Source organism: Helcococcus kunzii ATCC 51366 (assembly GCF_000245755.1).
Taxonomy (GTDB): Bacteria; Bacillota; Clostridia; order Tissierellales; family Peptoniphilaceae; genus Helcococcus; species Helcococcus kunzii.
Genome location: NZ_JH601088.1, coordinates 1,581,620 through 1,596,281, shown reverse-complemented (window position 1 = coordinate 1,596,281; position 14,662 = coordinate 1,581,620). Strand labels below are relative to the sequence as shown.

Annotated in this window: 6 protein-coding genes and 2 pseudogenes; 7 read left to right on the top strand and 1 reads right to left on the bottom strand. The window is 31.1% G+C overall.

Features of this window, described 5'->3' with window-relative positions; translation table 11 throughout:
- Positions 1-8: 8 nt before the first annotated feature.
- Positions 9-986: an SGNH/GDSL hydrolase family protein gene (locus HMPREF9709_RS07220; protein ID WP_005398945.1), complete on the top strand. Its 978-nt coding sequence runs from the start codon at positions 9-11 to the stop codon at positions 984-986.
- Between the two features lie 99 nt (positions 987-1,085).
- Here the strand turns inward: HMPREF9709_RS07220 and HMPREF9709_RS07215 are convergent, their stop codons facing one another.
- Positions 1,086-2,591 carry an AcpB/EbpR/MafR family transcriptional regulator gene (locus tag HMPREF9709_RS07215; RefSeq protein ID WP_005398944.1) on the bottom strand — a complete coding sequence of 502 codons (1,506 nt, stop codon included), beginning with the start codon at positions 2,589-2,591 and terminating at the stop codon, positions 1,086-1,088.
- Between the two features lie 462 nt (positions 2,592-3,053).
- Between HMPREF9709_RS07215 and HMPREF9709_RS07210 the strand changes: the two genes are divergently transcribed.
- The 6 genes and pseudogenes from HMPREF9709_RS07210 to HMPREF9709_RS10250 all read left to right on the top strand — a co-directional run.
- Positions 3,054-6,317 carry a SpaA isopeptide-forming pilin-related protein gene (locus HMPREF9709_RS07210; protein ID WP_005398943.1) on the top strand — a complete coding sequence of 1,088 codons (3,264 nt, stop codon included), beginning with the start codon at positions 3,054-3,056 and terminating at the stop codon, positions 6,315-6,317.
- Between the two features lie 33 nt (positions 6,318-6,350).
- Positions 6,351-6,497, top strand: a pseudogene (locus tag HMPREF9709_RS10325) (prealbumin-like fold domain-containing protein); the annotation flags it as partial.
- A gap of 69 nt (positions 6,498-6,566) precedes the next feature.
- Positions 6,567-10,784 (top strand): SpaA isopeptide-forming pilin-related protein, encoded by a 4,218-nt coding sequence (locus HMPREF9709_RS07205; protein ID WP_280985309.1) that lies wholly within the window; start codon positions 6,567-6,569, stop codon positions 10,782-10,784.
- A 90-nt stretch (positions 10,785-10,874) separates the two neighbouring features.
- The gene (locus HMPREF9709_RS07200; RefSeq protein WP_005398941.1) at positions 10,875-12,794 is read left to right on the top strand and encodes an isopeptide-forming domain-containing fimbrial protein; all 1,920 of its coding nucleotides are present in this window, start codon (positions 10,875-10,877) and stop codon (positions 12,792-12,794) included.
- 1,243 nt (positions 12,795-14,037) lie between these two features.
- Positions 14,038-14,433, top strand: a complete 396-nt coding sequence (locus tag HMPREF9709_RS07195) for a Cys-Gln thioester bond-forming surface protein (RefSeq protein ID WP_005398940.1) — start codon at positions 14,038-14,040, stop codon at positions 14,431-14,433.
- Positions 14,434-14,476: 43 nt separating this feature from the next.
- Positions 14,477-14,572: pseudogene (locus tag HMPREF9709_RS10250) on the top strand (TQXA domain-containing protein); the annotation flags it as partial.
- Between the last annotated feature and the right edge of the window lie 90 nt (positions 14,573-14,662).

Genomic DNA, 14,662 nt, shown 5'->3' with positions numbered 1-14,662 from the left:
GAGGCCATATGAAAAACAAATTAAAAAGTGTAATGTATGGAATTGCTTTTACAACAATTTTAGTAATATTATTATTTTTGACTTCAAAGCTATTTGCCCCTAAAGTAAATGGTGAAGTTGACAAAATTTCAAATTCCAGAATGAATGGATTAATTGCTGAAAAAAAAGATAGTATAGATGTTTTAATAATGGGTGATAGTCTATCATTTACTTCATTTATTCCTCTAAATATTTGGAATGAAACTGGCATCACTACATATATTGGTGGGACAAATTCACAAAAGTTATCTTTTACTTATGATCAAATCGATAAAATGCTCGAACTTCAAAAAGTGAAGATGATTATTTTGGAAGGGAATAATTTCTTTAGGAAAGTAAATGTAAATGATGGTATAAGTTTAAGTATTTCTAAAATAATTCCTATATTTGAGTATCATTCAAGATGGAAAAACATAAACTTTTCAAACTTGTTTAATAAGGAAAAATCTGACTATTTAGATGAACAAAGAGGTTTTAGAATTAATATGTCTACACAACCTGCCATCATAGGATTGTATAAGAAGCATACAGACAATAAATTTCTAAAACGTAATAGAAGACTTGATGAAATATCTCCAATAAATAGGGAATATCTAGATAAAATTAAGGAAATTTGTGATGAAAAAGGCATTAAATTAGTGTTTTTAAGCACACCTAGTCCATTATGCTGGTCAGATAAAAAACACAATGCGATTAGTAAATTAGCTAAAGAATATGATATTGATTATCTAGATATGAATCTTCACTGGCAAGAAATGGGGATTGATTGGAATAACGACACTTATGATAAAGGTGACCACTTAAATATTTATGGAGCAAAAAAAGCTACAAAATTTTTAATGAAATACCTTAAGGATAGTGGATTATTTGAAGATAAAAGAAGCAATCCAAAATTCGCTTCATGGGATAAAGCCTATCAAAAGAATAAAAAAATATTGGTAGATTGATATTTATAGTGTCTGAAAATTACATGTAAATATTAGAATAAAAAGCAGGAGCTGTTGCAAAATAACTTTTAGTATTTGCGTAGCTCCTGTTCTTTACTTCTATTTATTTTTCTCAAAGAATTTTTTATAGATGATTTGTGAAATCTGCATTATGTCATTGTAGCTTTGGTCTCCATGGAAGTATTTCCATTCTGGACCGTTTTTTAAGTTTAAGCTAAAGTCGGTTATTACAAAATCGTATTTTGGGTCATCTACTTTTTTTACGTCAAAGATTTGTTCATCATATATGTCTATTTCAATAAAATCAGAAAGTATTGTTTCTAGGTACTCTTTCATACTTATTGAATGGTGGAAGTTTGTTAAGCTTGCTACTAATATTTTAACTTTCTTTTTATTTAGAATTATTCTAGGCGTTAGTCCAATCCATGTTGATATTAATCGATATATCAGATAATGGATTTCTTGCTCGTCTGCATGACCCTTCATATGTACTAAATAGTTTTTTAATTCTTTGTATGAAGCATTTACTAAGTTTTCATAATTAAGCTTCATCTTCTTTATATAAAATTCATTAGCGTTATAAAGAATGAAGTTTGCTCTTGGTCTTGAATCAAATAGTAAAGATTCATTATGAAGTATAACTGCTAATTCATCTGTATTGATCACTGGTGTGTCAAATTCTTTTATTAAATTATAAATTACTCTAAAAAGTGAATGTATAGATTTCCTTATTTCAAAATATTCGTCCGATTCAATTGGTAAATTTAAGAAATAGTCAAAACTATAAATAAAATCCTTATGCATGTAATTATGAAAAATATTGTAAATGCTTTGGAAACTTGTATCAAGTCCGAGATTTTCAAGTTCTTTTTTTATAATTTGTGGTGGCTGTCTATCAACAAAATATTTTTGATAAATGTTCTTAGACATGCTATTTACATCTTTTACATTGATTGAAAAACCATCTAAATAACTTGAAATATTTACCGCACAAGTTAAGCACATAGTTTCCAAATCTGAGTAATTTAATTTTACATTGTAAAATTTACTAAGTTCAATTATTAAATTTTGGACTGAAGATTTGTCAATGTCTTTAAATGGCCATTTTTGCAGGGAATATTTCTCAGCAAAAAACTGGATAAAAAAATCCCTTATATCTCTTTCATCACCAGTAAAGTGAATGTTTCTCGTGTCAAGTCCAATATTGTAGCATTTTCCAGCTGATTCGTTAAACTTATCGATTAAACGATAAACGGTTGAAGGACTTTTATAAAGATGAGATGATAAGTCTTCAATAGATGAATATTTGTCAAAAAAAATATTCTCAACTAATTTAAATATAATAAGATTATCTAAAATAATTTCAGAAAATGTTGAAATACTTTGATTGTCGAAATATTCAAGATTGATATGACTTGCAGATAATGTCAATTTAAGAATTTTTTCATATTTCTCATTGATATAATCTATATCCGATCTTAAGGTATTCTCTTTATAATCCATAATTTTCAAAACTTCATCTTTTTTCGCAGAATTACAATAAAAAGATAAAATTTCGATAAGTGTTAATCTTCTTTCTTCAGAATTATTCAATAAACTTCTCATGAAAAAAACCTCCCTTTTGAAGAAATGCGTTTTATACACTGTATTCTATTATACATTAATAAATATTATACATAAATATAATGCTACTTTTATCTTATTTTGATATGTTAACATTAAATTTGCACAATTTTGTAAGAATTATGTAATAATGATAATTTTATTTTTCTGTACATGGTATACTTTTCATGGATTAATATACCCAGATATAGTGAAATAACCGCGATTTTTCTCAATTTCACACGAAAAATGACGAATTAGGTTATTATTATAAGGGTACAGAAAATATTTTCATATTTTGATTAACAAATATTACAAAAATGTAATGTTTTTCATTAAACGCATTATTTTTTTGTCGAAATTGTTAATTCTCTTTTTGTGCAAAAATATAATGTTTGATAATCAATTAATTAAAAGAAATATATTTAATGTAATTTTCTAAAGATACATTTCTAGGAGGGATAAATGAAGAAGCGTAAAAGGATAAAGTCTTTTATTCTTGCTTTAGTTATTTTGCTTACAAGTGTGCCAATACACACATTGTTTGCTAAAGAAACGCAGTCAGGTCAGATAACGGAGACCGCGGTTGAGACAAGTACTGAAGGTTCAGAAAACTCAAGTACCACGGGTGAAAATACTAATGAAATAGTGAACGATGCTATTTCACAAGAAAATAAAAAAGAACCGGTTTCAGACGCTGACAAACAAGTAACTGATAAAAATGAGACTAGTACATCAGAAACTGATAAGAAAGATACTGTTGATACGCAACAATCAACTGATACTCAAAAATCAGATGATAAAGCGACAGATAATTCTAGTTCTAATAAATCAGACACAACAAATGAAAAGTCAAATGAAGATATAGGTCTAAACATTCAACCAAAATCAAGTGATGGTGGAGAAAAAGCTCCAGCTGATGATTCTAATTTAACGTCTACGCCGATTCCTAGAAGTTTTAGAATGGCTTCACCAATGGCGTTGCCATCAAATGCTTTGAATTCAGTTGAATTAATTAAAACAAATCAAGATGGTTCAGAGAAATTAAAAGGTGCTGTTTTTGGAATTTATTATAAAGGGAGTTCTTTATCAAATTTAGTATCTTCAGATAATTATAAAACTGTAGCTTCAAACACTTCAGGAAGTATTGTATTTTCAGATTTAGTAAGAAATACTTACTATGAAGTCAGAGAATTATATGCGCCAAGTGGATATTTGCCTACAGAACAAAAATGGGATGTTTTTGTTGATGCAAATGGTAGGGGATATATCGCTAAAAAAGGGGAATTGAACACTGGTGATGGAGCGCAAGAAAAGATTACTACATCTTTACCAGCGTGGAGTATTATTACTGATAATAATGGTACAAATATTGGGTCCGCAATTGCATCAGTTAATACTAACGATAATACATTTACACAAATAATTTATGTAAACAGATATATTGGATCTACTCCACCATATTTAGGAAGTCTTAAACTTAATTACAACATTTATTCTGATTCAGCTATCACAAATGTAACAAGTGTAGAAGCTTATAAAATAAAAGATGCATATTTTTCTTATATTTCAACTTTAATGCCAACAAGTTTTAATCCGGATTTGAGTGATACGAGATATTATGAAAAAGATTATGTAAATGTTAGTGGAGCTGGGATTTCAAAAAGTATAACTTTTGGACCTAATACAGGATATATTAATAATCCATATATTATTAAAATTATGGGAACATATAATGAAAAAAGTACTTATCCAATAAGATCAACATCAAATATTGAAAATACAAGATATGGATATTCTTACCTTGGAAATGCAAGTATAACAACCACAGTGAATATGACACCTTCAGCAGCTCCGTCTGCTTCATCTATCGAGGTGCCAAATACTGCTACAAGCGTAAGCATTACAAGACAAAATTCTTCTGGTCAAGTATTAAACACTGGTAAGATAAATATTTATGTTGATACAAATAGAAATGATAGTTTTGACAGTCAAGACACTCTTGTACATTCAGTGGATACAAGTAGTTTACCAAATGAAATCATAGGAAAATTTGATGTTGGAAAAACGTATTTTGTAAAAGAAGAGATACCACCTATTGGTTATGCTCTTAATACAAATGTTTATGAGTTCAAGATAAATTCAAATTATGGAAATGTAATTTGGGGGTTAGATAAAGATACGACCTTATCAAAAAACGGGACTATTACTTTAACTTCAGTCGTTCAACCTGCTCAACTTATTGTAAATAAAGTTGATGAAAATAATAAACCATTAACAGGCGCGACATTTAGAGTGACAAGTGATACAGGGTATTCAAAAGAAATATCTGGGGCTAATTTAAGTCAATTCAAATTCGATAATTTGATTCCAGGTAATTATAGAATTGAAGAAATAGAAGTACCAGATACATTTGTTCAACCACTTTCATACTGGGTGTTTAAGGTTGAGAAAGATGAATCGGGAGTATTTAAGATTACTTCACCAGACTTCCCAATGAATGTTGAAACAGATTCAAATGTTGAGAAGACAGGTGATTTTGCTGAAAATTATCTAAGTCTGTATGCAGATTTAGTGAGAAATGAAAATCCACATGTTGTTGATATTATGAGAGGTTCAACTAAGGTTGGTACTATCAGTAAACAAATAGTAGGACACGAATCCGATAATGCTTATAAGATGGAAGTGATTCTAAAAGCAGAGCCAGGACAAACTATTACTGCTGGTACATTAACTGATGTGATGGGGGATCATTTCAATGTAAGTCTTGGCCATGATGGCATATTTACTAGAGATGATTATAGTATGGTGGCATCAGATGGTTCTTTCTACTATATTGAATTTGATGGTTCAAAATTCATCAAAGGTGTTTATGGTGGTGAACCATTCGGAACAAACAGAGTTTTGGACGGTGCCGAATTAACATATGATAAGTCAAGTGATCAACTAGTAGCGACAGGTTTGAAAGTATCAAATGGTCAATCAATCAAATTAACATATGGTTTAGAATTTGATGAAAAAATGACTAACGGAAAGAATACATTCTACTGGACAGGAAATGAAAGTAGATTTTCAGGTACTTCAAATGGTATGACTACAGGTTTAGTTTATTTAGCTAGACCAACAGCAAGACCTATAGTAAATAATTTATTAGAAAAGGCTGAAATTTCAGTTATTAATAATAAAGAAAGAGCGACATATAAATTTAAGAAAGTCGGAAAAGAAAAACAATATAATGCGGATGGTAAAGCAGAAGATAAACTAATCGCATTACAAGGGGCTCAATTTGAACTGTTTAAGAGTAGTGTGAATGATGTAAGCAAAGCTACAACAACTAAGCAAAAAGCAGTTTCAGATTATGATGGTATTGTAGAATTTGATAATTTACAAAGAGATTATCGATATTATGATACAAAATTCAGTGATACCTACTATTGGGTAAAAGAAATCTCTGCTCCAACAGGATATCAAAATAGTGGAGAAATGATAGGACCATTTAAAATAAAATATGATGGAACTATAGAATATCTTGGCGATATAGATGCTGATGATAGTCTTACTTACGATGGTACATTGTACAATATTGAAAATAAAAGAAAACTTGCGAAGGGCGATTTGCAAATCAATAAGATGATTAATGATGAAAGTCGTACACCTTTGGCGGGTACGGAATTTACTCTTTTCTATATCGGAGAAAAGAAACCTGATATATCAAATACTTCTTCTTAATTTTGGACAAAATCAGATCAAACAACAAAAGCAGTTTCTGATGATAAAGGTATAGTGAAGTTTACAGATATTACAGAAGGTTATTATAGACTTGAAGAAACAAAACCAACAGATGGTTATATTAAATCAGATAAGATTTTCCAAGTTCAAGTCGATGAAAATGGTATAACAACAATTGCTGAGGTTACAAAAACTCAAGCAAATGCATTAAACACAACAACGACTACATTCAACTCTTTAAATAGATCGATGTTTAGAAGTTTGTTTACTTCATTTGCTGCAACTGCAGATATAGGAGCGAGTGCAAATGCTGCAACTGTAAGCATTCCACCGATACCAAGTACGGAAATACCAGGACTTTATCCTGCTGGAATCAATCCACGAAAGAGTAATTCAACAGTAACGGCACCATATGCATATACCACAAGGAAAAACTATACTGGTTTTGTGGAAAGCTATAGCAATCCAGATTATCTACGTGGACTATATCAATTTGATGGGGCATATAAAGGTCAAACATTAAAAAATGTTGCGGGCGTAAACAAATATATACTACCTACTGGAGTGCCTGGCGAGTATGAAGTTCACTTGAAGGTAAGTGGTAATAGGGTAACAAGTAAAACTGGAGTTGTGGTTGTATTAGATAACTCAAACTCAATGAGACAAACTGATGCAAATGGTAAGTCTAGATTACAAGCGGCAAATGAAGCTACAAAAAGCTTCTTAACAGATTTATTATCTTTAACAGATCAAAATGTTAAGGCTGCACTTGTAACTTATGGTACAGATTTATTTGATACTTACAGTTATCCATATTTTACAAATGATTCAAGTAAGTTAATTGAAAAATTACCAACAACAATCCCAACAGATAGAGGACAATCTCAACAAGGTGGTACCTATACACAAATAGCAATTGAAAAAGCTCAAGAATTATTAAATAATAGTGGGTTTGATAATAAGATTATCGTAACAATTACTGATGGGGTACCAACATTCTCTAAAGTTATTTCTGGTATAGATGCAAATGGGAAATATACCTTTACAACAACAAAAATAGGTACAGGTAATAGATTTGTAACTCCATATTATTATTCTTATAGAAAGCAAGTTGTAAGTGATGGATATTACTTGTACTATGAATACAATAGTGCTGGGTATAGAACTGGATACCTATCAACTTATAATTCAGGATATCCGTACGGTTATGTAAATGGAAAATTATTATATAATGATGGTTATGGTTATTTAACAACTAGAAATACTGGAAGTCCATATATGGCAACATATAATGCGTATGATAATTATTGGGTGCAAGATAAAACGAAGAAATATGATAATTCAGCTGATTATGCTCAAAACACTCAAAAACTTTATTATAATGGTACATCTATAGTAAGTGCTACCATTCTTCCAAATAATGGATATGGCTATAAACTAATCAATAACCACGGTTATGCAACTATAGGACAAGGTACTTTAATTAAAGATACGGGCACTCAGATGTATACAATAGGTATTCAGATTGGAGATTCAACAATTTCTGGTACCACTACACCAGATGCAAAAAGATCCGAAGCATTAGAAGTAATGTTTGGTATCTCTTCATCAAAAAACAACTATTTTGATGCGCAAAACTTAGATAATATTAGTACCTATTTGACACAAATATTAGCTCAAGTTGAAGAGTTAAATCCACCAACAGTTAATGGCGGTGGACTAATTGACCCAATGGGTGAAATGGTAACATTGCAAATGGGTTCAATACAGCTAAAAGACTCTGGAGATAAGCCAATTGATTCAGAGGTGATGGCTGCGATAGAGAGATACTATTCCGACAATAGAATTGAACTTAACAATATTAACTTAAGTAAGGATCAAGAAATTGAGCTTATATATAAAGTTAATCTGAAGACGGAAGATCCTAATTTCGTTCCTGGCAAGATGTACGATACAAATGGTAGGACAACACTTCAACCAAATAGTAAATCCACGACTATATGGGATTTACCATTGCCTAAGATAAGTGCTCCATCCATTAGTATAGATATTAGTAAGATTTGGCAAAATGCGGATGGTACGGTAAATCCAGATTCATCAGAATCCATTCAAGTGAAACTTCAAAAGAAAATTGTTGGAGAAGAAGATAGCCAATATATTGATGATCCATTAAATGGACCAAAGACACTTACAAAGGATGGAAATTGGAAACAATCATATACAAACTTGATACCATTCGACAATAGTGGACGAGTTTATGAATATAGAATAATTGAAACATCAAGCAATGGGAATTATTCTGTACTTTATGAAGGTAATGGTGGAAATAGAAATGTAATAAATAGAGAAGTCTTAGAATATGATTTTGTAAATACACAAAACGAGATAGACTTTATTAAAAAAGATATTATGACACAAGAACCATTACAAGATGTAGTTTTCCAATTAAGAAAAGATGGTGAAATTTACAAAGATCCATATAATCCAGACAGGGATTATGGTGATGTGACATCAGATAGCAATGGAAAAATCTTCTTTGAAAGATTAGTTCCTGGTCAATATGAATTAATTGAAATTAAGAAACCTACAGGTTTTGAAACACCAAAGAATCCTGTGAAAACATTCACTGTAGGTATAGATGGTAAGATTACACAAAGTGGTAGAGAGATTACTAAGAATGACCCATTCAAGACAATCTACAATGTACCAGTGATTGTGCCGGTAAAAATTGTGAAAATCGATGGTGATAATCATGACATTAAACTTCAAGGTGCACAATTTAAGCTATATGGCGCTGATGGTGTTACTGAAGTTGTAAGTGATAAGATATATACTTCTGATGTGAATGGTATTGTAGATTTTGGCGAACTTCGTGCGGGTAATTATTTCATTAAAGAAATTTCAGCTCCGAAAGGTGGATATAATCCTGTTCCTGGATTACTTAGCTTAATCGTTCAGGAAAATGGAAAGATTAATTTCAATGGAACGGATGAAATATCTGGAGAAGGTAAGCTTTATCACGAATTGACAAACTATAAAGAAAAGACTACAGAGATAGGAGTTCAAAAACTTAAGAAAAATGCGGATGGGAGCTTGAGTTCAATTTCCGGTGCAAAATTCGAAATTAAAAATATCGATGGTAGCGAAATAACTCCGCAACCAGGTAGATATACAAATTATACAGATGCCTCAAAGGTTGAAGTTAGATATGGTATATTTACAGGTTTAACATCAGGTAAATATAGAATAGATGAAGAACTATCTCCTGTCGGCTATATTAGATTTGCAGGACATTACACATTTGAAATAGTTGAATCAAAGGATTCAGCAACGGGAAAAATTTCAAATAGCATTTCATGGATTAGAAAACATTCAAATGAAGCGGATACTACAGGTATTCTAATTTATGAGAATGGAAAGATATTAAGTCCTAATGATTTAGTAATGGTAGAAGGTAGTGATGGGTCTGGTAAGGCGAATACAATAGCAATTAAGATTGTAAATGAACCAAATAAACTAGTGTTTGAAAAGATAGATGGCGATACTAAACAAATACTTCCAAATGTAAAATTTGCTCTATACTATGAGGTTCCTCAATATGAAGAAGATACATTCTATAGAGAAGATGGTACAGAAGTGAAGTTAAGAGCAGTTAAAGAAAATAGATTGCCAAATGCAACTGATCCTTCAAATGATTCGCCAGTGGTTAGAACGACAAATAGCGAAGGTAAAATAATATTTGAAGCTTTACCACATAGAAATCCAGATTATGAGCTTGAAGAAATTAAGTTTTATCTAAAAGAGGTTGAGGGAGCTGATGGATATCAAGTAGCTGAAACTGTTTATGGACCATTCACAGCTACAGAAGATGGTATCAAGGGTCCAGATGGTAAGGTGATTAATTCAAACGAAATCCTAGAACCACAACCAGTTCAAATCAAAAACTACATTAAGCCTGATTTACAAATCACAAAGGTTGATTCAAAAGATAATAGTATAAAACTTGATGGAGTAGAGTTTGAACTTTACAGAGCTACAGAAAGTGCATTTGCGGCATATAATCCTAAGGAAGAGGCGGAAGCTACAGGCATAAAGCAAACTACACAAAATGGTGGTGTAGCAATGTTCAAAGATATTGAGGCTGGTGTTTACTGGCTAAAAGAAACAATATCACCTAAGGGTTATGTGAAAAATAAAGATTTAATCGGACCTTATCTAGTTGAAAATGGACGAATATATAAAGTCGAAATTGATCAACAAGGTAAGATAAAAGCAGATAGTAAGCAAGAGTTAACACATGGAGATACAGCGGGATTATTTATTGAGACAATCAAAAATATCAAAGCGGTATATCCAAAAACGGGAGGATTTGGAACTAGATATTTCTATCTATTTGGTCTATTACTAATGACTATTGGATACTATATCAACAGAAAGCAAAGGTATAAAGATTCCACAACTAACTAGCCAAGCTAGTTAGTTGCTGGAGTTAAATAAGTGCAATTTTGTACAATTTGTAAGGATGTCACAACAAAATAAAATACATAGGAGAGAAAAATGAAAAAAACTAGTAAATTGTTATCACTTTTATTAGCTTTTGTAATGGTTTTTGCATTTGTAGCACCAGTAACAAAAGCTGCATCACCAACGGAACCAAAGACAAATAAGGTAGTACTTCATAAGCTATTAATGTCAGAATCTGAATTATCCGATTGGGATCCAGAATCAATCACAGAAGAAAAGTATGATGGTACACAAACAATACAAGAATTAGCAAATAACACAGGAAAAGATCTAAAAGAAATCGCAGGCGTTTACTTTGCATTCCAAACAGAAGCAGGTAAATGGATAGATGCTGAAGGTAAAGAAGTAGACTCAGTAGATAAAGCTTTAGGTGGTTTAACTACAGCTACAGGATTAACATTAGATACTTCAAAATTACCAGAAGGTAAATATCAAATAGTAGAAGTTACAGAAAAATCAACATATGTTGGTGAAAACGGTGAAACATTAACAGGTCAAAAAGCAGTACCAGTTATGATTACTTTACCTATGTATAATAGCGATGGTTTAGTAGAAGTAGCTCAAGTATATCCAAAAAATACTGAACAAAAACCACAAGTTGACAAAGACTTTAAAGGTTTAGCAAATGCAGAAAACCCTGATGCTACAGTATCAGAAACAAGAAATTATACAATTGGTGAATCAGTTCCTTACGAAATCCAAACAATTATTCCTAAAGATGCAAAATATGCAACAGCAAGATGGTCAGACCAAATGACAGAAGGTCTAACATTTAATAATGATGTGAAAGTTACATTAAACGGAAAAGATTTAACTGTAAAAACAGACTATACTGTTACAAAATCTGGAAATGGATTTAAATTAGAATTAACAGCTGAAGGACTTAAGAAAGTTAATGGTCAAGAAACAGCTCAAACAATTCAAATTAACTACACTGCAACATTAAATTCAGCAACAATGGTAGAAGTCCCAGAATCAAACGACGTTATATTTAACTATGGTAACAACCCAGATCACGGAAATGCACCTATTCCTACAAAACCATCAAATGGTGAAATCACTGCTACAAAAACTTGGGCAGAAGGTGAAGCGCCAGAAGGTGTAAAAGTAGAATTTGTATTATATAATGCACAAACTGGTAAAGAAGTTGCAAGATATACTTTACAAGATGGTGAAACATCACATAAATTTACTGGATTAGACAATGATACAGAATATAAAGTAGTAGAAACATTTAATGGATATTCAGCAGAATATTCTACAGAAGGTAATGGACAAATTGGGGTTAAAAACTGGAAAGATAATAACCCTAAACCAGTAAATCCAGAAGAACCAAAAGTTGAAACATTTGGTAAGAAATTTGTAAAAGCAAATGATTCAAATGAAAGATTACAAGGTGCACAATTCGTTGTACAAAATAAAGAAGACAATAAATTCTTAGCACCAAAGACATCAGAACAAACAACTCAAGAACAACAAGCATTAGCAACTGCAAAAACTAATTTAGACGAAGCTGTAAAAGGTACAGATTTAGCAGTAATTGCAAACGCACAAGAAGAATACAATAAAGCATTCATCGCAGCAAAAACTTCATACGTTTGGGTTGATACTAAAGAAGAAGCTCTAATCATTACATCAAATGCACAAGGACAATTTGAAGTAACAGGACTAAAAGAAGGTGAATACCAACTAGTAGAAATCAAAGCTCCAGAAGGATATGCTAAATTACAAGGACCAGTAGCATTCTCAATTGCAAAAGGTTCATACGCACAAGGCGATATGGCATATGTAGACGGTTCAGGTAAAACTGATGCTCAAAAAGTAATCAATAAGAAAGTTACAATTCCACAAACTGGTGGCGTTGGTACATTAGTATTTACAATAATTGGTCTTGTAGTAATGACAGGAGCAGGCGTTGTATTAGTAAAGAACAATAAAAAAGAAACACTTTAGAATATAAAGTATTGAAATTTAAGGGGTTAGAGTAAAATCTAACTCCTATTTTATTGTGGAAATGGGGAATTACATGTGTGAATGGGGAAATGGGAATTAGACATGTAGAAAATTATTGAAAATTACATGTGTAAATAGTGAAAACAGAAATATGCATGTAAAGATTTTTTGTGATTACATGTCTAAATGGGAAAATGGAGAGTAGACATGTAGAAAAATTGTGACAATTACATGTGTAAATGAAGGAATTGAAAATACACATGTAAAGACGAAGTTGTGATTACATGTTTAATTGAGATAATGGCAATTACACATGTAAAATGGTCCAAAATCTTACATGTGTAAAATGAAAAATCAAAAATAAACATGTAGAGGTCTGAAAAATATACATGTGTGAATGGGAAAAGGACGATTAGACATGTAAAATGGTCCAAATACTTACATGTGTAAATAAAATATTTTAAAATACACATGTAAAAATGGAGTAAGTGAAAATTTTCCTGATTAAATCACAAAACCTGAAATAGACAGGAAAAAATATTGAGCAATTTTCCTGATTAAAATGGGTATTTGGAAATAAACAGGTACAACTTACAGGTGCTTTTCCTGATTAAATCGCAATTTCCAAAATAGACAGGAAAAAATATTGAATGATTTTCCTGACTAAATCGCAAATCGCAAAATAATCAGGAAAATCCAACAAAAATCTTTCCTGACTAAATCGTAAATCTGGAAATAATCAGGAAAATCCACCTAAAATCTTTCCTGATTAAATCGTAAATCTGGAAATAATCAGGAAAACCCATCAAAAACCTTTCCTGACTAAATCGCAAATCCCTAAATAATCAGGAAAACCAAACAAAAAGTAATATATAATTATAAAAAATTTCATACCTTATCTACCCATTCTATGAAATCTTCAATTATGTATACAAGTTGCTTAGAAATCCACACTTTAACACTTTTCTACCCATTCCTACAAACATGCTTTTTCACAATTATTGAAAAAATAATAAAATTTGATAATCGTAATTTATGAGCGATATTTTTTCCCTTTTTTAGTAGAAAAACACCTATTTTAATCATAATTATAAATTAAATATGGATTTATGAATATAAAGTAGGCGGTCATTCATTTTAAAAAATTATCTCAAAAATTTGATTGGATAAAAACTGCAATATGGTCAGTGTTTTGAACTATGAAATTGTAAATGCAAACATATAGCAAAAAATAGGAGGATATATGAAAAGTAAATTTACGAAAAGAATAGTTGGCTTGTTATTAGCTCTTGTTTTTATGATTGGTTTTTTACCAAATAATGGAATTAATAACGATGTAATGGCAGCTGTAGAATATCAAGGCTATAATGCTAATGGTGAAAATCAATCAATGGCGTTATATGCAAAAGAACTAAATGCACTACTAAATCCAGATTCAGATGAATTAGTGTACTGTTTTAATGCGACTAGAGGGGTACCAACTACTCCAACTATAGGAAAGGAATTAGATACAATTTATCCTAATTATGACAAAATACCAGGCACAGCATCAAATTTTGCAGGTATATTGGTTAAATCACCTATTCCACATAATTTAAATGCTGAACAATTAAAAGATGCGGTTTTAAAAGCAATATAATGGATATAATCAACAAAAGACAAATTCAGAATTACAAAATGCACTTGGCCTAAGTGATCAACAAATGCGTGATGCTACTCAAGCAGCAGTTTGGTATTTCACAGATGGATATTCAAGAGGTGATGCAAATGCAACTGGTCATGTATTTTTAAGTGGAAATGCTGTTAAGGCTTATTATTTATTAACAGGTCAAGATAATTCCACATTAACTGATGCGGAAAAAGCATTA

Excerpts from the sequence above, each read along its gene's own strand:
- HMPREF9709_RS07220 (WP_005398945.1), top strand. The coding sequence starts at position 9 with ATGAAAAACAAATTAAAAAGTGTAATGTATGGAATTGCTTTTACAACA.
- HMPREF9709_RS07215 (WP_005398944.1), bottom strand. The coding sequence starts at position 2,591 with ATGAGAAGTTTATTGAATAATTCTGAAGAAAGAAGATTAACACTTATC.
- HMPREF9709_RS07210 (WP_005398943.1), top strand. The coding sequence starts at position 3,054 with ATGAAGAAGCGTAAAAGGATAAAGTCTTTTATTCTTGCTTTAGTTATT.
- HMPREF9709_RS07205 (WP_280985309.1), top strand. The coding sequence starts at position 6,567 with ATGTTTAGAAGTTTGTTTACTTCATTTGCTGCAACTGCAGATATAGGA.
- HMPREF9709_RS07200 (WP_005398941.1), top strand. The coding sequence starts at position 10,875 with ATGAAAAAAACTAGTAAATTGTTATCACTTTTATTAGCTTTTGTAATG.
- HMPREF9709_RS07195 (WP_005398940.1), top strand. The coding sequence starts at position 14,038 with ATGAAAAGTAAATTTACGAAAAGAATAGTTGGCTTGTTATTAGCTCTT.